22 protein-coding genes are annotated in these 18,747 nt (G+C 71.8%); 9 read left to right on the plus strand and 13 right to left on the minus strand.

What is annotated here, in order from left to right; translation table 11 throughout:
- The first annotated feature begins 246 nt into the window (after positions 1-246).
- From JMF97_RS14530 to JMF97_RS14545, 4 genes are all read left to right on the plus strand, one after another.
- Positions 247-1,425 carry a sensor histidine kinase gene (locus tag JMF97_RS14530; protein ID WP_203222071.1) on the plus strand — a complete coding sequence of 393 codons (1,179 nt, stop codon included), beginning with the start codon at positions 247-249 and terminating at the stop codon, positions 1,423-1,425.
- Entirely contained in the window at positions 1,415-2,623 is a 1,209-nt protein-coding gene (locus JMF97_RS14535) for a hypothetical protein (protein WP_203222072.1), read from the plus strand. Before JMF97_RS14530 ends, JMF97_RS14535 begins: the two co-directional genes overlap by 11 nt.
- Complete coding sequence (locus JMF97_RS14540) at positions 2,596-3,309, plus strand: response regulator transcription factor (protein ID WP_013735540.1); 714 nt, start codon at positions 2,596-2,598, stop codon at positions 3,307-3,309. Before JMF97_RS14535 ends, JMF97_RS14540 begins: the two co-directional genes overlap by 28 nt.
- Before the next feature lie 75 nt (positions 3,310-3,384).
- Positions 3,385-4,077, plus strand: coding sequence for a hypothetical protein (locus JMF97_RS14545; protein ID WP_203222073.1), 693 nt, complete (start codon positions 3,385-3,387; stop codon positions 4,075-4,077).
- A gap of 9 nt (positions 4,078-4,086) precedes the next feature.
- Here JMF97_RS14545 and JMF97_RS14550 read toward each other — a convergent pair whose 3' ends face one another.
- The 9 genes from JMF97_RS14550 to JMF97_RS14590 form a co-directional block, all read right to left on the minus strand.
- On the minus strand, positions 4,087-4,827 hold the full coding sequence (locus tag JMF97_RS14550) for a lysophospholipid acyltransferase family protein (protein WP_203222074.1): 741 nt from the start codon (positions 4,825-4,827) through the stop codon (positions 4,087-4,089).
- Positions 4,828-4,921: 94 nt separating this feature from the next.
- A complete protein-coding gene (locus JMF97_RS14555; protein ID WP_203222075.1) occupies positions 4,922-6,982 on the minus strand; it encodes an amylo-alpha-1,6-glucosidase in 2,061 nt (686 codons plus the stop codon).
- Positions 6,982-7,350 carry an SCP2 sterol-binding domain-containing protein gene (locus JMF97_RS14560; RefSeq protein WP_203222076.1) on the minus strand — a complete coding sequence of 123 codons (369 nt, stop codon included), beginning with the start codon at positions 7,348-7,350 and terminating at the stop codon, positions 6,982-6,984. The genes JMF97_RS14555 and JMF97_RS14560 overlap by 1 nt, the downstream gene beginning before the upstream one ends.
- Positions 7,351-7,571: 221 nt before the next feature.
- Positions 7,572-7,988, minus strand: coding sequence for a CBS domain-containing protein (locus tag JMF97_RS14565; protein ID WP_203222077.1), 417 nt, complete (start codon positions 7,986-7,988; stop codon positions 7,572-7,574).
- 79 nt (positions 7,989-8,067) lie between these two features.
- Positions 8,068-9,090, minus strand: coding sequence for an aspartate-semialdehyde dehydrogenase (locus tag JMF97_RS14570; RefSeq protein WP_203222078.1), 1,023 nt, complete (start codon positions 9,088-9,090; stop codon positions 8,068-8,070).
- A 65-nt stretch (positions 9,091-9,155) separates the two neighbouring features.
- Positions 9,156-10,514, minus strand: coding sequence for a M16 family metallopeptidase (locus JMF97_RS14575; RefSeq protein WP_203222079.1), 1,359 nt, complete (start codon positions 10,512-10,514; stop codon positions 9,156-9,158).
- Positions 10,515-10,688: 174 nt separating this feature from the next.
- On the minus strand, positions 10,689-11,981 hold the full coding sequence (locus JMF97_RS14580) for a M16 family metallopeptidase (protein ID WP_203222080.1): 1,293 nt from the start codon (positions 11,979-11,981) through the stop codon (positions 10,689-10,691).
- Positions 11,982-12,079: 98 nt separating this feature from the next.
- A complete protein-coding gene (locus tag JMF97_RS14585) occupies positions 12,080-12,295 on the minus strand; it encodes a hypothetical protein (RefSeq protein ID WP_203222081.1) in 216 nt (71 codons plus the stop codon).
- Between the two features lie 111 nt (positions 12,296-12,406).
- Positions 12,407-13,561: an alkaline phosphatase PhoX gene (locus JMF97_RS14590; protein ID WP_203222082.1), complete on the minus strand. Its 1,155-nt coding sequence runs from the start codon at positions 13,559-13,561 to the stop codon at positions 12,407-12,409.
- Positions 13,562-13,864: 303 nt separating this feature from the next.
- Here JMF97_RS14590 and JMF97_RS14595 point away from each other — a divergent pair, with 303 nt between their 5' ends.
- The 3 genes from JMF97_RS14595 (at position 13,865) to JMF97_RS14605 (ending at position 15,720) form a co-directional block, all read left to right on the plus strand.
- Positions 13,865-14,983, plus strand: coding sequence for a 3-deoxy-7-phosphoheptulonate synthase (locus tag JMF97_RS14595; RefSeq protein WP_203222083.1), 1,119 nt, complete (start codon positions 13,865-13,867; stop codon positions 14,981-14,983).
- Between the two features lie 247 nt (positions 14,984-15,230).
- Positions 15,231-15,482, plus strand: coding sequence for a hypothetical protein (locus tag JMF97_RS14600; RefSeq protein ID WP_203222420.1), 252 nt, complete (start codon positions 15,231-15,233; stop codon positions 15,480-15,482).
- A gap of 43 nt (positions 15,483-15,525) precedes the next feature.
- Complete coding sequence (locus JMF97_RS14605) at positions 15,526-15,720, plus strand: hypothetical protein (RefSeq protein WP_203222421.1); 195 nt, start codon at positions 15,526-15,528, stop codon at positions 15,718-15,720.
- A gap of 64 nt (positions 15,721-15,784) precedes the next feature.
- Here the strand turns inward: JMF97_RS14605 and JMF97_RS14610 are convergent, their stop codons facing one another.
- Genes JMF97_RS14610 through JMF97_RS14620 form a run of 3 tightly spaced genes read right to left on the minus strand, consistent with a single transcriptional unit; the run spans position 15,785 to position 16,988 of the window.
- Complete coding sequence (locus JMF97_RS14610) at positions 15,785-16,321, minus strand: DUF1360 domain-containing protein (protein ID WP_203222084.1); 537 nt, start codon at positions 16,319-16,321, stop codon at positions 15,785-15,787.
- A gap of 38 nt (positions 16,322-16,359) precedes the next feature.
- Entirely contained in the window at positions 16,360-16,674 is a 315-nt protein-coding gene (locus JMF97_RS14615) for an SRPBCC family protein (protein ID WP_203222085.1), read from the minus strand.
- A complete protein-coding gene (locus JMF97_RS14620) occupies positions 16,674-16,988 on the minus strand; it encodes a DUF6158 family protein (RefSeq protein ID WP_050814650.1) in 315 nt (104 codons plus the stop codon). The genes JMF97_RS14615 and JMF97_RS14620 overlap by 1 nt, the downstream gene beginning before the upstream one ends.
- 126 nt (positions 16,989-17,114) lie before the next feature.
- On the opposite strand from JMF97_RS14620, the gene JMF97_RS14625 reads away from it, so the two are divergent.
- Together JMF97_RS14625 and JMF97_RS14630 are read left to right on the plus strand one after the other, a co-directional pair.
- Positions 17,115-17,564 (plus strand): hypothetical protein, encoded by a 450-nt coding sequence (locus JMF97_RS14625; protein WP_203222086.1) that lies wholly within the window; start codon positions 17,115-17,117, stop codon positions 17,562-17,564.
- A gap of 24 nt (positions 17,565-17,588) precedes the next feature.
- A complete protein-coding gene (locus JMF97_RS14630; RefSeq protein ID WP_203222087.1) occupies positions 17,589-17,918 on the plus strand; it encodes a DUF3817 domain-containing protein in 330 nt (109 codons plus the stop codon).
- A 24-nt stretch (positions 17,919-17,942) separates the two neighbouring features.
- On the opposite strand, the gene JMF97_RS14635 is transcribed toward JMF97_RS14630, so the two are convergent.
- Positions 17,943-18,473: a DUF6232 family protein gene (locus JMF97_RS14635; protein ID WP_013735559.1), complete on the minus strand. Its 531-nt coding sequence runs from the start codon at positions 18,471-18,473 to the stop codon at positions 17,943-17,945.
- Positions 18,474-18,747 lie beyond the last annotated feature (274 nt).

The following is an 18,747-nucleotide window of genomic DNA, read 5'->3' on the forward strand; positions in this document are numbered from 1 at the left end:
CTCTGATATCGGCATTGATCAATGCATATTATGTGATGTACAGGCGCCCGGCGACCGAGACGGCATGATCATCGATTTGCGGGTCGACGCGGCGACCTCACTGCCGTTCATCGGACAAGAGCCCAGGTCCGACAACTCACCCGACACTGAACGTCACCATCGACCTCGCATTATGTTATTCTCCGGCTTCGATTTCTCAGCGCGTACCCGGATCGGGTCGTTTGTCGCGAAGGACGCTCTTACCCGATGCCGGCCCTGGCCACCCTGACCGCGCCACCCACCACAGTCGACTCACCGGCGACCGGGGCCTTCGCGTTCATCTTCACCCGCCTGCCAGCGCTGCTTCGGCTCTCCTGCGGCCTGGTCTGCGCGGCGGTGGCGCTCGCCGTGCGCACCCCGCCGGTCCGCACCGACCTGCTCGTGCCCGCCGTGGCCGTGCTGACCGTCTGGTCGATCTGGTACGCGACGCGGGCCTGGCACCACGGCATCGACGCACCCCTGGTCGTCGGCGACCTGACGCTCACCATCGCCGCCTGTCTGGCGATCCCGGTGCTCGTCGCACCGGAGGTGCTGCCCGGCGAGGCGAGCTGGATCGCGGTACTGGCCAGCACCACGGTGATCAACACGCAGGCCACCGCCCCGGCCCGCTGGTCCATCCCGGCGGGGCTGCTGGTCGCCGCCGCCTACGCGACCGGCGCGCACGCGGCCGGCAACACCGCCGAGGCACGCGCCCACGCGGTCACCCTGCTGACCCAGGTCGCCTGCACGTCGATGCTGACCGCGGTGATGCGCCGCCGGGTGGCGCGGGCCGACGCCGACTTCGTGGCCGACCAGCGCGCCTCCCGGGCGGCGCTGGTCGCCCGCACCGCCCGGGAGGCGGAACGCCAGCAGAACCGCGACCTGCACGACACCGTCCTGGCCACGTTGACCATGGTCGGGCAGGGCGTGGTCGCCGGCTCGTCGGCGGCGCTGCGGGAACGGTGCGCCGCCGATCTGCGTACCCTCGCCACCCTGGCCGAGGCCCGGTCGGTGCCGGCGGACGCGACCCGGCGGCTGGACGAACGCCTCCGGGAGATGCTCGCCCGCCTGCCCGGCCTGCCGGTCAACGCGGACCTGCCGCCGTGCACGCTCCCGGCCGCGGTGGCCGAGGTGATCGCGGAGAGCGCACACGCGGCACTGTCCAACGTGGCCCGACATGCCCCCGGCGCCGCCACCATGCTGCGCCTGCGCACCCGTGCCGGCCGCGTCACGGTCGAGGTACGCGACGAGGGCCCCGGCTTCGACCCCGCCACCGTCCCCGCCCACCGGTACGGGCTACGCGAGTCCATCGTGGGACGGATGACGACCATCGGCGGCCGGGCCGAGGTGGACTCCGCGCCCGGTCAGGGCACCCGGATCCGGCTGGAGTGGTCGGATGTCAGCTGACCCGGAGGCGATCCGCCTGACCCCGGCGGTCATCCCCGTGACCGGCGGGTACGACGGCCGGGCAGCGACGACCGCGGTGAAGGTCGGCGTCGGGCAGGCGGCCGCTGCGGTGGCCCGGGTCTCCGACCGGGGCGCCCGGATCGTGGCGGTCACCATCGCGCTGATCTGGCACCTCGCGATCGCGCTACCCGCCGTGCTCAGCGCCCGTACCCAACTGGCCGTACCGCAGGTGGTGCTCGGCGCCTGGTTGCTGGTGGCGGCCGTCGGGCTGCTCGCCGGGGTCCGGCTGCTGCGGGACACTCCGCTGCCCACGCCTCCGTTGGTCGGGCTGCTGCTCGCGGTCGACGTGGCGGTGTTCGCCACAGTGGGACGCGCGCAGTTGTTCAGCCCGGCCAATTGGGTCTGGGGCACCCTCGCCTGGTTCTTCCTGGTGGTGCTCTGGGGCCGGCCGGTCCGGTGGCTGCTCGCCCTGCTGGCCGCACACGCGGCCACCGCGCTGACCGCCGTCGTGCTCCACGACGCCACCGGGGCGGCCGACCTGGCCCGCGCCGCGATGGCCCTCTACGGCACGTCGTCGCTGCCGGTGGCGGTCTTCGCCGGGGCGCTGATGCTCGGGTTGCTCCTGCGCGACCGGGCGGCCAGCGCCGCCGCCAGCAACGTGATGCTGGCCGAACGCGAGGCGGCCGAGCGGGCCCGTGGCGAGCGGCGCGATCGACTGGCCGTGGTCAGCGACGCCGCGACCGAGGTGTTGACCGAGTTGGCGCAGGGTCGGGCCGATCCGTCCGATCCGGACGTGCAGCGCCGGTGCGTACGCGCTGCGGCCCGGCTGCGGCGGCTGATCGCCGAATCCGACGACGTGCCCCATCCACTGCTGCACGAGTTGCGGGCGGCCGCCGATCTCGCCGAGCGGGACGGCCTGTCCATCGACCTTGTCACAATCGGTACACCACCACCACTGTCGGTACAGGTCCGTCGCCGGCTGGTCGAACCGCTCACCGCCACGCTCGCCGACGAGCGGGACTGGGCACGGCTGACCATCGTCGCCAATCCGGACGAGGTGGTGGTCAGCCTGGTCGTCCCGGACCGGGCCGGCCCGGACGCCACCGGTGGGCAGCCCGAGCAGGGCGACGAACAGGTGGAGTACCTCTACGAGCGGGACGGTGAGATCAGATGGACGCAGACGCGCTGGCGTCGATGACGCCGGGGCGGCCTGTCGGGGTGGCGATCGTGGACGATCACCCGGTGGTCGTCGACGGGGTGCGCGCCTGGCTGGCGACCGAGCCACGGTTGACAGTGCTGGCCACCGGTGACGATCCCGACGAGGTGCTGCGGGCCGCGCCCGAGGCCGACGTCGTCCTGCTCGACCTGCGGCTGCACGGCCGACTCGTGCTGGACAAGCTGGCCGAGTTGAGCGCGGCCGGCAGACGCGTGGTGGTCTACTCGGAACACTCGGATCCGCCGACGATCCTCGCCGCGTTGGACGCCGGGGCGGTGGCCTTCCTCGCCAAGCACGAGGGGCGGGAACACTGCGTGGCGACCGTACTGGACGCGGCGAGCGACCGCCCGTACGTGGCACCCGCGTTGGCCGGTGCGATGGTCGGCGACTCGCGGCCGGACCGCCCGATGCTGTCGGACAAGGAACGCGAGGCGCTGCTGCTGTGGTTCCAGTCGATGTCCAAGGCGTCGGTCGCGCGCCGGATGCGGATCAGCGAGCACACCGTCAAGCAGTACGTCGACCGAGCGCGGATCAAGTACAGCCGGGTGGGCAGGCCGGCCGCCACGAAGGCGGCCCTGCTGGCCCGGGCGATCGAGGACGGCCTCGTCCGACCGGAGGAGATCGGCATCTACCGGTCGCAGGCGTCGGCCGAGTGGCCGACCCCCTAACAGGCGTCATGACACCGCAGGCCGAATTGGGCGAGGCTCGTGCACAGATGCCGTCTGCACCGGAGGTTCGTCAGGATGCACGATGACGCGTCCCCATTCTTCATCGCGCCGCATCGGTTCGACGCGACGGACGACACCGGCCCGACCCTGGATCGGCGCCACGAACTGGTGCCGGCCAGCGACGAATGGATTCTCGGCCGGTGGCAGGTGGACGTGGCCGGCCACCTGCTCGGTCCCACCGAGTCCCGGCGTACCTGGGCGCTGCCGCACGCGGTCACGGTGACCGTCACCGACCACCGGCTGGTGTACGTCGGCGCCGGCTCGCAACTCGCCGTGGTCGGCGGCCGGCACCGGCGGGCCAACTCCGGCCTGGTCAGCGGGCAGATCCGCTGGCAGTGGCCGTCCCGACTGGAACTTTCGCCGTGCGGCCTGGACTCCCCTGCGCGCCTGCTGGTGGTCTGCGACGCACTGCGTACGATCCAGCAGCCGGCGCTCGCCCTGATCGGGCCGGACGCGCAGATCGCGCAGTTGAGCCAGGAGATCCGCCGCGCGGTGGCCACCTTCCGGCTGACCCGGCCCGAGTTGATGGACCTCTCCCCACCGGAACGGGACGCCCTGTCCCGGCTCGCCCTCGTCTCGCCCGTCCCCGGTCCGACGCGGGTGATCCTGCCCGGGTCGCTGCCGGTCGAGTTCCGCTCCCGGGACGACTACTACCGCCCGCGCACCGCCGTGCAACTGCCGTACGGCGAGGCCTCGGGCCAACGGTAGGGCGCCGGGTCAGCCCCGGCGGTCGGCGGCGTCCAGCGCGGCGGCCTCCGCCGGGGTCGGCGCGGTGCCGCCGAGGTGCGCCGGCAGCCACCACCGGTCGGCGTCGTCGGCGGGCTGGTCCGGGTACTCCCGCTGGGCCCGGTCGACCAGTTCCTGCAACCGCGTCTTCAGGTCGGCGCTCATCGCGTTCGCGTCCGGATAGGCGGCCGGGTGCAGGGGCTCGCCGACCAGGATGGTGATCGGGGTGTGTCGGCGGGTCAGCGTGCGGGGGCGCCCCTTGGTCCAGAGCCGCTGGGTGCCCCAGAGCGCCACCGGCAGCACCGGCACGGCCGCTTCGCAGGCCATCCGGGTGGCACCGCTCTTGAGTTCCTTGACGGTGAAGGACCGGCTGATCGTCGCTTCCGGGAAGACGCCGACGACCTCGCCCGCGCGCAGGGCGGCGAGCGCGGCGGCGTACGACTCGGCGCCCGCCCCCCGGTCCACCGGGATGTGCCGCATGCCACGCATCAGCGGGCCCGACACCCGGTGCCGGAACACCGACTCCTTCGCCATGAACCGGACCAGCCGCCTGGACTCCAGCGCACCGAGGCCGCAGAAGATGAAGTCCAGGTAGCTGACGTGGTTGCTGGCCATGACCGCCCCACCGGTACGCGGCACGTGGTGCGAGCCCTGCACGGTGAGCCGCAGGTCGAGCACCCGGAACATGGTCTTGGCGGCGGCGATCACGGGCGGGTACACGAGTTCCGGCATTCGCCAACTTTACCGTGAGTAGGTTACGCGCTGGTAGGGACCGTGGCCGGGCGCACGCCGCGCCCGGCCACCGGCACCGCCGGTCGACAACGGGTCAGCTGGCCAGTTTGTGCAGGTCGAGACGGCCACGGGCGAAGGCGTCCACCCGTCCCCAGCGTCCCGGGATGTCCAGCACCTCGATCCGGCCCATGCCCACCGGCAGACGCGGCTCCACCGCCAGATGCCCCTCGTGCGGCTCCAGGCCGAGCATCGTCCGCAGCAGCAGCAGCGGCGCCCCGGTCGACCAGGCCTGCGGGCTGCACGCCGTCGGGTACTCCACCGGGAACTTCGTCTGCTCGCGCCGGTAACCACCGAACGCCTCCGGCAACCGACCGTCGAAGTAGCGCGCGGCGTCCAGGATCCCGCTGGCGATGGTGGCGGCCTCCTCTGCGAACCCGTAGCGACGCAGACCCCAGGCGCAGAACGAGGTGTCGAAGGGCCAGACCGTGCCGTTGTGGTAGCCGATGGGGTTGTAGCGCACCTCGCCCTCGGCCAGGGTCCGCACTCCCCAGCCGGAGAAGAGTCGGTCGCCGACCAGGTGCGCGGCGACCTGCTCGGCCCGGTCGTCGGCGACGATGCCGCTCCACAGCAGGTGGCCGATGTTGGAGCTGAGCACGTCGCACTGCCGCCCGTCGGGGTCGAGGGCGAGAGCGTAGTAGCCGCCGTCGGCCACCCACCAGTCCCGGTTGAACCGCTCCTTCAGCTGCGCCGCCTCCCGCTCCAACTGCTCCGCGTACGCCGGGTCGTCCCAGAAGTCGCGGGCCAACCGGGCCGCGCGGATCTTCGCGTCGTACGCGTACCCCTGCACCTCGCAGGTGGCCCGGGGAAACGGTGGCAGGCTGCCGTCGGCGTACGAGATGGAGTCCCAGGAGTCCTTCCAGCACTGGTTCTCCAGACCGGTGTCGGTGTTACGCCGTTCGTACCAGATGTAGCCGTTACCGACCAGGTCGGCACAGTCGTCGATCCAGTGCAACGCCCGACGGCACTCCTGCTCCAACTCCTTGACCAGCGCGACGTCACCACTCCACCGCTCGTACTCGTCGAGCAGGATCACGAACAGCGGGGTGGCGTCCACCGAGCCGTAGTAGGGCGAGTGCGGCTGCTCCTCGAACGCCGCGCTCTCGCCGTAGCGCATCTCGTGCAGGATCCGACCCGGGTCCTCCTCGCGGAAGTCGTCGAACCGGGTGCCCTGCAGCGCGCCCAGGATGCGCAGGGTGGTCGCGCTCAGCTGCGGCGTGAACGGCAGCGTCTGCAGGCAGGTCAGGATGCTGTCCCGGCCGAACATGGTCATGAACCAGGGCAGGCCCGCGGCGGGCAGCGTCTGACCGCCGAGCGACAGCGGCGCGAACCGCAACGCAGCCAGGTCCACCAGGCAACGCCGGTACGTCGAGCAGAGCTCGCCGTGCTCGCTGTTCACCTTGGGTGCCTTCGCGATCCACTCTTCCAGGTCGTGCTGGAGGGCGAGCCGTTCGGTGCCGTGCACCCGCAGCCCGATGCGCAGGTCCCGGCCGCCGGGGCCGAGCGCGTGGGTGCGTACGTGGATGTCGGTGTCCCACTGCTCGTTCGGTTCCAGGTGGACGCGGTACGAGAAGCCGTTGCGGTCATAGCTCGCCGGCTCGGAGGACGAGATGAGCGTCTCCCGCCGGAAGTTGCCCCGCCGGTAGCCCAGCCGCAGCTGGTCCGGCTCCGCCTCGGCGTACGACTCGCCCTTCTTGTTCAGGATCTCGTCCTTGACCTCGAACAGGTCGGCGAAGTCGGCGGCGGCGTCCATCCGGATCTCCAGATCCACCGCCTTCTCGTCGTGGTTGAGGATGGTGATGCTCTCCCGGAAGCTGCCCCCGACGGCCCGCTCCCTGATGATCGACAACTTCGCGTCGACGTAGTGCGTGGCCAGCCCCGGCACCAGGAAGAAACGCGACTCGTAGTACTGGAGGTCGTCGTAGGAGAGGGCGTTGAGCCGCTCACCGTTGATGGTGAGCACCCACTTCGACAGGAAACGGGTGTCGATGGAGAACAGCCCGGTCGGCTCGGTCGGCGTCGCCTCGATGTCCCCGGTCGCCTCCGAGACGACGAAGGTGTTGCCGTCCAGGATCCGTACGGTGTGGCTCGGTGCCATCAGCGCACCCCCTTGCGGTAGCGATGCGGTCCGACGCTGTGCGGCGGCCCGGGGAAGATCCGATCCAGTTGCACGATCAGGCGCGCGTCACCGGTGATGGTCATGTCGCCCCGCAGCAGCGCGGCCAGCCCGTTCTCCCGGCCGGTGACCAGGTCCTCGAACAGCCCCGGGCTGGTCCCCACGACCGCGTCCGCCTCCATGTCCTCCCGGGCGACCCGGATCTGACCCCGGTCGATCCGGACCAGCCAATGCATGGTCTGCGGTCCCTCGTGCAGGTCGAAGCGCAGAGTTCCGGAGAGCTTCGCCAGCAGCGGTTCGTACCCCTGCCGGTCGAGATCCTCGAAGAACCGCACGGTCGCTTCCGCCATCGCCGCCTCTCCCCCCGTCGGTCGGTCCCGGCCGGATCGGCGTCCCTCCACGCTGCGACCCCGCCCTCGGCGTGCAGAGCAGGGTCCCCGGCCGGTACGCGGTCAACCTCGCCCGAATCGGGTGAGGCCACCGGAAGGCCGGCGCAGACCGGAAGACCGGCGCAGCACAGCCGAAAGCCGGCTCCCCGGTGGTCGGGAAGCCGGCAGGCGGGGCGTACGGGTCAGTTGTTGGGGTCGTCGGCGCTGATGTCGGCCAGTACCGACTGCGGCTCCCGCTCGACAGCCAGGTCACCCATCGACACGAGACCGATCAGCCGGCCGTCCTCGACCACCGGCAGCCGCCGTACGGCGTACGTGCGCATCAGGTCGGCGGCGGAGACCGCGTCGTCGTACTGGCTGACCGTGATCACGTCCTTGGTGGTGAGCTGGTTGAGCCGGGTGGTGTTCGGGTCCAGGCTCTCGGCCACCCCGCGGACCGTGATGTCCCGGTCTGTGATGATGCCGACCACGTTGTCGCCATCGGTCACCACCACGTCGCCGATCGCGGAGTTCCGCATCTCCTGGGCTGCCGCGACGAGTGTGTCGTTGCCGTCCATGGTCACCAACCGGGTCGTCATGAACTCTCCGACGGTAGTCATGGCGCCTCCCTCTCGGTGTCGGCCAACCATGGGTCTACCCGAGGGCCCCGACCAGTAACGCCTGGTCGGGGCCGAGAGGTCAGCGCTCGGCGGCCACCAGTTCGGCGATCTGTACGGCGTTGAGGGCGGCACCCTTGCGCAGGTTGTCGTTGGAGCAGAACAGCGCCAACCCGTGCTCGACGGTCTCGTCGGCCCGGATCCGGCCCACGAAGGTCGGATCCTGGCCGGCCGCCTGCAACGGGGTGGGCACCTCGCTGAGCGTCACACCAGGCGCGCCGTCGAGCAGCTCGGTGGCGCGCTGCGGGCTGATCGGCCGGGCGAAGCGGGCGTTGATCTGCAACGAGTGCCCGGTGAAGACCGGCACCCGGACGCAGGTGCCGGAGACCTTCAGGCCGGGGATCTCCAGAATCCGGCGGCTCTCGTTGCGCAGCTTCTGTTCCTCGTCGGTCTCCGCCGACCCGTCGTCGACGATCGAACCGGCGAGCGGCAGCACGTTGAACGCGATCGGCCGGGCGAACGAGCGGGGCGCCGGGAACTCCACCGCCGCACCGTCGTAGGTCAGGCCGGTGGCGCCCTCGACCACCTTGCGGACCTGCTCGTCCAGCTCGGCAACGCCGGCCAGGCCGGCACCGGACACCGCCTGGTACGTCGAGACGACCAGGCTGACCAGCTCCGCCTCCTCGTGCAGCGGCCGCAGCACCGGCATCGCGGCCATCGTGGTGCAGTTCGGGTTGGCGATGATGCCCTTGGGGCGTACGGCGGCGGCGTGCGGGTTGACCTCGGCGACGACCAGCGGCACCTGCGGGTCCGTCCGGAAGGCCGACGAGTTGTCGATGACCACGGCACCGGCGGCGGCGACCCGGGGAGCCAGCTCCTTGGCGGTGCCCTTACCGGCGGAGAAGAGCACGATGTCCAGCCCCGAGTAGTCGGCGGTGGCCGCGTCCTCGATGACGACCTCCTCGCCACGCCACGGCAGGGTACGCCCCGCCGAACGCGCCGAGGCGAAAAGCCGTACCTGCTCCGCCGGGAACTCCCGGTCCGCCAACACCTGCCGCATGACGCCACCGACCTGGCCGGTGGCCCCCACAATGCCGATCCTCATGCCCGCGAGGCTACCCAGGCCGGCCGGTCGACCGGGAACGCTTTCCCACCCCTCGGCGACCGACATCACACCGTCTCGGCCGGTGCGTGGTCGATCACCTCCCCCAGACCGGCGGCGACCAGTTCGTCGCGGATGAGCGCGGCGTCCCCCTCCACCACCAGGGTCAGCGAATCCGGGTGCAGGTGGGCGGCGGCGGCGGCCGACACCTGCGCCACGTCGGCGGCGAGCAGCGCCTCCCGCAACTGGGCGTGGTAGTCGTCGGGCAGGTCGTGCACCACGAGCGTGGTCAGGGCCGAAGCGATCGCCCGGGGGCTCTGCAGCTCCACCGAGAGCTGCCCGGCCCGCCAGGACCGGGCCACCGCCAGCTCGTCCTCGGTCACCCCGCCGGCCTGGGTACGGGCGATCTCCCCGACCGACTCGACCAGGGCCGGTGCGGTCACCGCCGTCTGCACCCCGGAGCTGACCGCGAACCGGCCGAAGCGGCGGGACGAGGCGAAGTCGCCCCGGATGCCGTACGTGTAGCCGCGCACCTCACGGATCAGGTGGTTCAGCCGGGAGGTGAAGGCGCCGCCGAGCACCGTGCCGGCCAACGCCAGCGGCACATGGTCCGGGTGGGCCCGGTGCGGCGCGACGTGACCGAGACGCAGCGTCGACTGCACCGAGCCGGGCCGGTCCACCAGGATGATCCGGCGACCGGTACGCAGCGGGACGTCGATCGGCCCACCGCGGTCCACCGGCCCACCGCCCGTACCGGCGAAGGCCGTTGCGGCGAGCGCGTCCAGGTCGATCCGGTCCAGGTCACCGGCGACCACCAGGGTGCCCGGCCGGATGAACCACTCGGAGTGGAAAACGGTGACATCCTCGGCGTCCAGCGCGGCCACCGAGTCCGGGTCGCCGTACAGCGGGCGGCCCCACCGGTTGTCGGCGCCGAACAGGTCGACACGCAGCACCGCGTCGGCGCGCGGGCCGGGGTTGGCCCAGTCCATCCGCAACGCCGTCGCCTCGTCGTCGCGTACCCGGCGCACGTCGTCCGGGTCCAACTTCGGGGTACGCACCGCCTCGGCGAGCAGTTCCACGGCCGCGCCCAACCGCTCGACCGGCACCTGCACGCTGGCCTGGAAGGTGTCCCAGTCCAGCCCGGTCACCAGCTCGGTACCGAGCGCCTCGATGGCCAGCGCGTACGCGGTGGCGTCCCGCTGGCTGGTGCCCTCCTCCAGGGCCTTGGCCAGCACCCCGCCGAGCCCCTCCTTGCCGACCGGCTCCCGGCCGGCACCGGCGTCGAGCAGCAGCAGCGCCACGGCGAGGTTCTGCCCGGGCAGATGCGCGGCGACCACCTGGCCGCCCGCCACCGCCCGGCGCACCACCTGCGGGAACCGGTACGGACGAGCCGCACCCGGCCCCGGACGTTCGGCGATCAGAGTCACTGGGCCAACCTTTCGTTCGCGACTGCGGGGCTCGCTGCTGCCAGGTCGCGGCGTCCCACCGGGCCGCGCCGCTCACTCCTCGCGCTCACAGTGCCAACCTTTCGTTCGCGACTGCGGGGCTCGCTGCTGCCAGGTCGCGGCGTCCCACCGGGCCGCGCCGCTCACTCCTCGCGCTCACAGCTTCTCCTCGGGGCGGTAGGTCAGGGTCACCCGGTCGTCGGCGCCGAGCACCTCGGCGGCCACCTCGGCGATCTGCTCGGCGGTCACCGCCTGCCAGGCCGGCAGCCGCTCGGCCACGGTGGCCGGGTCGCCGAACTGGGTGGCGTAGCGGCCCAGCGCGTCCGCCCGTCCGTCCACCGTGGACATCTGCCGCCACCAGGCAGTGGTCAGCAGGGCCTTGGCGCGGTCCAGCTCGCTCGGGGTCACCGGCACCGTGGCCAACTCGTCGACCACCTCGGCCAGCCCTTCGGCCAGCCGCTCGCCACTGACTCCGGGGCGGGCGGTGGCGGTGGCGATCAGCGGCGCGGGGGCGTGCGCCAGATCCACCCCGTACGCCCCGACGAGGTCGGGTTGGGCGATCCGTTCGCCGTCGGCGAGGCGCTGGTAGAGCCGGCTGCCCCGGCCGCTGCCGAGCACGGTGGCCAGCACGGTCACCACGTCGTAGCCCGGGGTGCCGAACGGGTAGGTCCGGTGTGCCACGTACACCCGGGGTGCCGGCACGTCGGTGACCACCGTCTCCACGGCCGGTACGCCGGTCGCCGGCACGCTGCGCCCGTCGGGTGCCGGCGGGATCTCCGCCCGGGGCTCGATGGCCCCGAAGTACTTCTCGGCCAGCGTGACGACCTCGTCGACGGTGGTGTCACCGACCACGGTGAGCACCGCGTTGTTCGGTGCGTAGTAGGTCTGGTGGAACGCCTGGAAGGTGGCCAGGTCGGCGGCGTTCAGGTCGGCCATCGAGCCGATGGTGGCGTGGTGGTACGGATGCCCCGGCGGGTAGAGCAGCGGCAGCAGCCGCAGCCACGCGTCGCCGTACGGCACGTTCTCGTAGCGTTGCCGCCGCTCGTTCTTCACCACGTCGCGCTGGTTGTCAAGCGTCTCCTGGGTCAGCGCCGGCACCAGGCCGCCCATCCGGTCGGCCTCCAGCCAGAGCGCCAACTCCAGATGCTCGGCCGGGACCGTCTCGAAGTAGTTCGTCCGATCCGGATTGGTGGTGGCGTTGAGCGACCCGCCCGCCCCCTGCACCAGTTTCATGTGCTCGGTCTTCGCGACGTTCACCGAGCCTTCGAACATCAGGTGCTCGAACAGGTGCGCGAAGCCGGTCTGTCCGGCCGGCTCGTGGCGGGAGCCGACGTCGTACCAGAGGTTGACCGCGACCGCCGGGGCGGTGCGGTCCTCGCTGACCACCACGCGCAGGCCGTTGTCGAGTCGAGTCGTGGAGATGGGCCAGGGGTAACCGCTGTCGGGCATGACTCCGACGCTATCCGATCTCCGCTGCGGCATGCGGTCGGGACGCGGGCGTGCCGCGCCCCACCCGCCCGGGGGACGCGGCCCGCCGCACCTGTCGCTCAGTCGGGCGGCTCGATCGGGGTCACCGTCTGTTCCGAGGTACGCCGCTCCAGGAACGTGTCCGGCGCGGCGTTGGGGTCGTCCTCCCGAATGTCGGACTCGGTCAGGATCGCGTCGGCCTGGGCCTCGGGATCCTCGCTGCCGGCCGCGGCCTCCTCGGGCAGCAGGTGGGCTCGGGACTCGACCCGCTCCTGGTCGCTCTTCGCGTCACTCATGACTGCCCCCATACCCCCGAGCCCCACCCCGCACGCGTGAAAGGAAGGGCCCCTTCTTAACGCCTCAGGTAGTAGCCGGGCCCCCTGTTAACAGTTCCATGCGGCGACCAGTCAGGAGCGGAACGGGCCGCGTACCTCGTAGGTGATGCCGCCCGAGGACGATCCCGAGGTGCCGCGCTGCGAGGAGAAGTAGAACCGGGTGCCGTCCGGCGAGAAGGCCGGGCCGCAGATCTCCGACGACGACTGACCGGTGATGCGCAGGAACGGCGCCACGATCTCGTCCGGCGTGATCACGCAGATCTCCATGTTGCCGCCGTCCTCGGCCACGAACAGGTCGCCGGAGCGGGCGCCGGTGATGTTGTCCACGCCGGTCAGCGGCGCGCTGCCGGAGACCCGGGCGGCGTCGTACGCCAGGTCGATGCGCTGGTTGACCGCGTCGTACGCCCAGACCCGGTTGTCGCCCTTGGTGGTGAACCAGCAGGTGCCGTCGGCGTACCAGCAGCCCTCGCCACCGTTGAAGCGCTTGGCCCCGGAGACCTGGTTACGGGTCAGCGTGCTCGCCCCCGACGGGTCGGGCACCCGCGCCCAGGTCACCGGGCCGCTGGTGGCGCTGCCGGCGACAAGCACCTCCAGCGTGCCGCCGGCCAGGCTGCCCCAGGTCGTCGGGCGGAACCGGTACAGGCAGCCGTTGCTCTCGTCCTCGGTGAGGTAGATGACCCGGCGGCCCGGATCGCAGGCGGCGGCCTCGTGCTTGAACCGCCCCATCGCGTCCCGGCGCACCGCGGCGGTGCCGCCCTGCGGGTAGGTCTCGTAGACGTACCCGCGGCTGACCTCCTCGCAGGAGAGCCAGGTGCCCCAGGGCGTGGCACCGCCGGCGCAGTTCTGGTTGGTGCCGGAGAGGATCCGGTACGCCGAGGCGATGCTGCCGTCGGCGTTGAAGCGGACCGCCGAGGCGCCGCCGCCCGGGGTGATCTCGGAGTTCGAGACGTAGATCCATCCGGCTCCGGCGGTGAAGCAGGCACCGCCGTCGGGCGCGTCGTGCCAGACGTACGACGTGTCGGCGACCGTCCGGCGGGACCGGGCGATCACCCGGCTGGTGAAGCCGGCAGGCAGCTGGATCCCGTTGGCGTCGGCGCTGCGCAGCGCCCCGTACGGGCTGGGGCCGGGTTGCGCCGGTGCGGCCACCGCGGCTCCCGCCCACAGGCTGCCGGAGAAGGCGGCAGCGCCGCCGGCGACGGTGGCGCACAGGACGGTACGACGATCCATCGAATACCTCCAGTTTCGCAGCGTTCGGTGTCGCTGAAATTACCGACCGATTCATCGATGGGGGTGAACGTGAGGAGAGGCTTTGCCGACCATGGGGTGAGCAGTTGCCCACCGTCGGGTACTCTTGGCGCCGTGACGCGGTCGTATCGATGGTTTAGGCAGCCGGCTCGTAAGCCGGTGACCTCACCATGATCTGACGTCACCGTTTTCGAGCCGGCCGGGCAGGAATGGATTTCCTGCCCTTTTGCCTACGAGCAGCCGGCTCGTCCCGGGCACCGGCCCCGGGGTGCGGTCGGCGGAAGGATGCCCACCGTGACGACCCCGGACAACCGTCGCGTCATCGATCAGCGGATCGACCGTGTCGTACCGCTGACCACCCCGGCGCTGCTGCACCACGAGCTACCTCTGGACGACGACCTGGCCTCGGCCGTGGTCGCCGGGCGGCGCGCCGCCGCCCAGGTCCTCGACCGCGTCGACGACCGACTGCTGGTGGTGGTCGGCCCGTGCTCGGTGCACGACCCCGCCGCCGCCCTGGAGTACGCCCACCAGCTGCGCGAGGCGGCCGACCGGGTCGCCGACGACCTGCTGGTGGTGATGCGGGTCTACTTCGAGAAGCCGCGCTCCACCGTCGGGTGGAAGGGCCTGATCAACGATCCCGGGTTGGACGGTTCCGGTGACGTCAACGCCGGTCTCCGGCTGGCCCGGGCGCTCCTGCTCGACGTGTTACGCCTCGGGCTGCCGGTCGGCTGCGAGTTCCTCGACCCGATCACCCCGCAGTACATCGCGGACACGGTGGCCTGGGGGGCCATCGGCGCCCGTACGGTGGAGAGCCAGGTGCACCGCCAGCTCGCCTCCGGCCTGTCCATGCCGATCGGCATGAAGAACCGCCCGGACGGCAGCATCGCCACCGCCGTGGACGCGATCCGGGCGGCCGGCGTACCGCACGTCTTCCCCGGCATCGACGTCTCCGGCACCCCGGCGATCATGCACACCCGGGGCAACGCCGACGGTCACCTGGTACTGCGCGGCGGCGGCGGCCGGCCGAACTACGACGCCGCGTCGGTGGCCGGTGCGCTGGAACTGCTGCGCGCTGCCGGGCTGCCGGAGCGGCTGGTGGTGGACGCCAGCCACGCCAACAGCGGCAAGGACCACCGCAACCAGCCCGCCGTGGTCGCCGACGTGGCCGGGCAGATCGCCGTCGGTCAGCGGGGCATCGTCGGGATCATGCTGGAGAGTTTCCTCGTCCCCGGTCGGCAGGACCTCGACCCGACCCGGGAACTGACCTACGGCCAGTCGATCACCGACGCCTGCATCGGCTGGGACACCACCGACGAGGTGCTCACCGAGCTGGCCACCGCCGTACGCGCCCGCCGGGCCACCCGCTCCAGCGCCGACCCGCACTCGCTGCCCGCCCCCGCCTGAGCGACGACCGGCCCGTCCCCGCTCGGGTCGGTCAGGAAGTTGTCCGCTCACGACAACTTCCTGACCGACGGAGCTGGGGCGGGGCCGGACGGGGCGGGTGTTTGGGTGCAGAGGGCGCGGGTAGCTGACGGGCGTGACCGACGACGTACCCGTGACCGGGGCACCCGCGCCGACGACGCAGGCCCGCCTACCGGAAGCCGTGCTGGCCGACGTGCCGGTGGTCGACACCGCCGCGCTCGACCCACCCGTGACCGACCTGCCCGGCACGCTCGCCGCCGTACCGGACGAGATCGAGGTCGAGGCGGTGGACACCCGGCCGTTGGACGAGCTGCTCGACGACCTCTACCACGGCCAGGAGCGGATCAGCCAGGTCGACATCTACCGCCGCGCGGTCGCGGCGGAGCTGCCCGCGCAGCTGCTCGCCCGGCTGAACGCGCTGCCCCAGGGCGAGTACGCGGTCGACGAGGTGACCGACCTGCTGGGCGGCTCGGTGGGCTGACCCCCTCACCAGCCGATCCAGCGGCGACCAGGAGAGGACCGTGATGTCGCAGCCCACCGAGGACCACGACCAGACGCCCGCGCTCGCCCAACCCCCGGAGGGCAGGGACAACCTACCCGAGCCGGATTTCGCCAACGAACACGAGACCACCGCCGTCGACGACGACATCCTGACCGGCGCCGACCAGGACGAGCGGGAGCCGGAGTCACCACGCGGCTGGTCGGGCATGCAGCGCTGAACCCGCATCCGTACGCAGAAACCGCCGGCCCGATGTTCCGGGCCGGCGGTTTTCGCTGCTTCGCTCAGTCCTCGGAGCGGTGGTGGCCTTCCGCACCCTGCTGGGCCATCGCGTACGCCATCTGGAGGAAGTCGGAGGCGGCCACCGCGGTCAGCGCGGTGGCGACCAGCCGGGTCAGCCGTGGCGCCAGCACCAGTCCCCCGGTCATGCCGGTGGCCACCCAGACCGCCAGGCAGAACGGGCAGCTGAGCAGTTCACCGATCGCGTGCCGGGTGGGGCTGCCGGAGTCGCGTACCTGTTCCATCACCTCGCCGCTGCCGATCGGCCGGTCGTAGCGGGTGAACGGCGCGCGCAGCGGGCTGGTCACGGCATCCTTCGACAGCAGCCGACTGAGCTTGTGGGTCGCGATCGACAGGAGCACCACGTCGGCGGTGGCCGGCCGCTGCGGCACGGTACGTCCGGTCGCCTTGACCAGAGCGGCGATGGCACCCGCCACCCCGGCGTAGGTGCCCATGGCCACCAGGTAACCGCCGAGGGGGCGGTGCTCGTGCGGGGCGTACGCCTGACGCAGCCTGGTCACCTTCTGCTTCAGCAAGCTCACCCGGGACTCCTTATGATCACGCTTGCCCAGGCGGGCGGTCAGCCGGCCTGGAGGTTGTCGGCTACTTCGCGGGCCAGGTTGGTCAGCGCCTGGTCGGCCAGCCGGTCGGGTTGACCGTCGCCGACCAGATCGAGCCGAGCCCGGGTGCCACCCGAGTCCTCCGCTGCCACCCGCAGCTCGGCCGTCCAGTCCGTGTCCCGCGCGCGCCAGCGGGCCCACAGTCCGTCGGAGTCCCCGTCGGGTACGGCGGACAGCAGCGGCTCGGGCAGCCAGGCGGAGCTCCGGTCGGGGTCGGTCGCGGTGTTGAAGACGACCTCGGGCGGCGCGGAGATGCCCCGTTCCGCGTACGCCATCACGCGTCCCGCAGCCGGCTCGGGTCGACCTCCCGACCGGGGTGGCGGGCCAGGTACTCGGTCTCCAGTTCGGCGGTACGCCGCAGGTGGGTGGCGAGCGCGGAGTCGGTCGCGTGCCGCAACGTGTCCAGCCGGGTCCGGTGCAGACTCTCCATCTCGCGGATGAGGTCCTCCTCGGCCAACTCCGCCGGGTCGATGCCGGGCAGGTCGGCGTCGAGGATCGGCGCGGCCACCCGGTCGTCACCCCATTCCGGGATCCGCTGCTCGGGGCTCACCTCGGTGCCGCCGGGAGGAAATCCGTCCTGTGCCCTCATCTCGCGCTCCCTAGTCGGTCGTGGGCCTGGCGTCTGTACGGTTGCCCACCGCCCGGACGGCCAAACCACCGCCGCCACTACGACACGGTGTCGGAGAGCAGCGCCGGTCCCGGTACCCTCGGTGCCATGAAGCGGCTCTGGACCCCGGCGTGGATCGCCCGCCACGTGGCCATGGTCGTACTGGTGACGGCCTTCCTGGCGCTGGGCTGGTGGCAGGTCAGCCGCGCCGCCGCCGGCAACGCCATCAGCTGGGGCTACGCGGTGGAGTGGCCGATCTTCGCCGGGTTCGTGGTCTTCGTCTGGTGGCGTGAGGTCCGCCACGCGCTGCGGGACGCCGAGGCCGGCCCGACCGCAGCCGTCGGCGAGGCGTCCGAGGCCGGCGACCCCACGGTCGAGAGGGCCGAGGCCGTCGAGGGGGCGGGCGTACGGCCGCGGCCCGGCATCGGCCGGCCGGTACGGGTCACCCGTACGGTCGGCGGCCACGGCGAGGAGGACGCGGAACTGGCCGCGTACAACCGCTACCTGTCATGGTTGAACGCCAATCCGGGCGCCAAGCCCGGCGACTATCCCGGCTGAGCCGGGCCCGGAAGGACACGAGAAGTGCGCGCTGCCCTCACCCGTTACCGCGTGATCGCCTGGATCGTCGGTGTGGTGCTGATCATGCTGGTCGTCATCGGCATGCCGTTGAAGTACGGCTTCGACGAGCCGATCGTGGTGGAGACCGTCGGCCAGGCGCACGGCTTCCTCTACATGCTCTACCTGGTCGCCACCTTCGACCTGTCCCGCCGGGTCGACTGGCCGCTCAAGCGGATGATCCTGGTGATGCTGGCCGGGACGGTGCCGTTCCTCTCCTTCTGGGCCGAGCGCCGGGTGAGCACCCTCGTCCTCGCCGAGCACGCCGAGCCGGCCCCGCAGCCGGTCGCCGGCTGATCCGACCCCTCGTCGACAGCGGGCTCAGCGCCGGGGACGCCACAGGTCGGCGTTGGCGAGCGGGTCCTCCCAGCCGCCGTGGCGGTGGATCTCGAAGGCCCGCCGCAGCGCCCGGCTCACCTGCCCGAACTGGTGCTCGTCGTCGCTGCTGAACAGCAACTCCGGCACTCCGCCGCGCTGCCCCCACAACTCGTACGCCGGCGGCCGCCACCGGTCGCCGGCCGCCGCGACCAGGATCGGCACCAGGAACACCACCCCGAGCAGGAGGTACGCCCCGGCGGTGAGCCGGTGCAGCCCTCCGGTGAAGCCGAGCGCCAGCCCGATCCCACCGATCACCGCGGCGGAGACCAGGGCGGCCCGCATGGCCACCCGGTCGTGTGGCCCCCGGGTGGTGTGCAGGTGGGTCAGTTCGGCGACCCGCCAACTGGTGCTGCCGACGGTGAACCGGTCGGCCGTGACGATGATCCCGGGTCGGGCGTAGAGCAGGGTCGGTCTGCCACCTGCGGTACCGCCCGGCGACCAGGGCGGTCGTGTCGTCGCACCTTCACGCTCCACGGCCCCTCCTCCACTGCTGGTGTGGGGGGCGGCCCGCTTGCCGGCCCCATCGATGCAGATGTGCGGGAATCCCGGCTGTGGGCTTCATTGTGTGCCCGCCTCGCCACCCTGGCCTGCCGGTTTGCGGTGCTCAGCGGGGTCCGGACGGACCGACGACGCCGGAAACACCACCCCGAGTCCGGCTTGTCGGACATACCGCGGAGTCATCCGACGTCATGTGCCGAGACCGACCCCTTTCGCATCTCCGGTATACCGGACTATTGCCACGGAACAC

Origin of the sequence: Micromonospora fiedleri (genome assembly GCF_016774385.1) — a bacterium.
GTDB classification, from domain to species: Bacteria; Actinomycetota; Actinomycetes; order Mycobacteriales; family Micromonosporaceae; genus Micromonospora; species Micromonospora gifhornensis.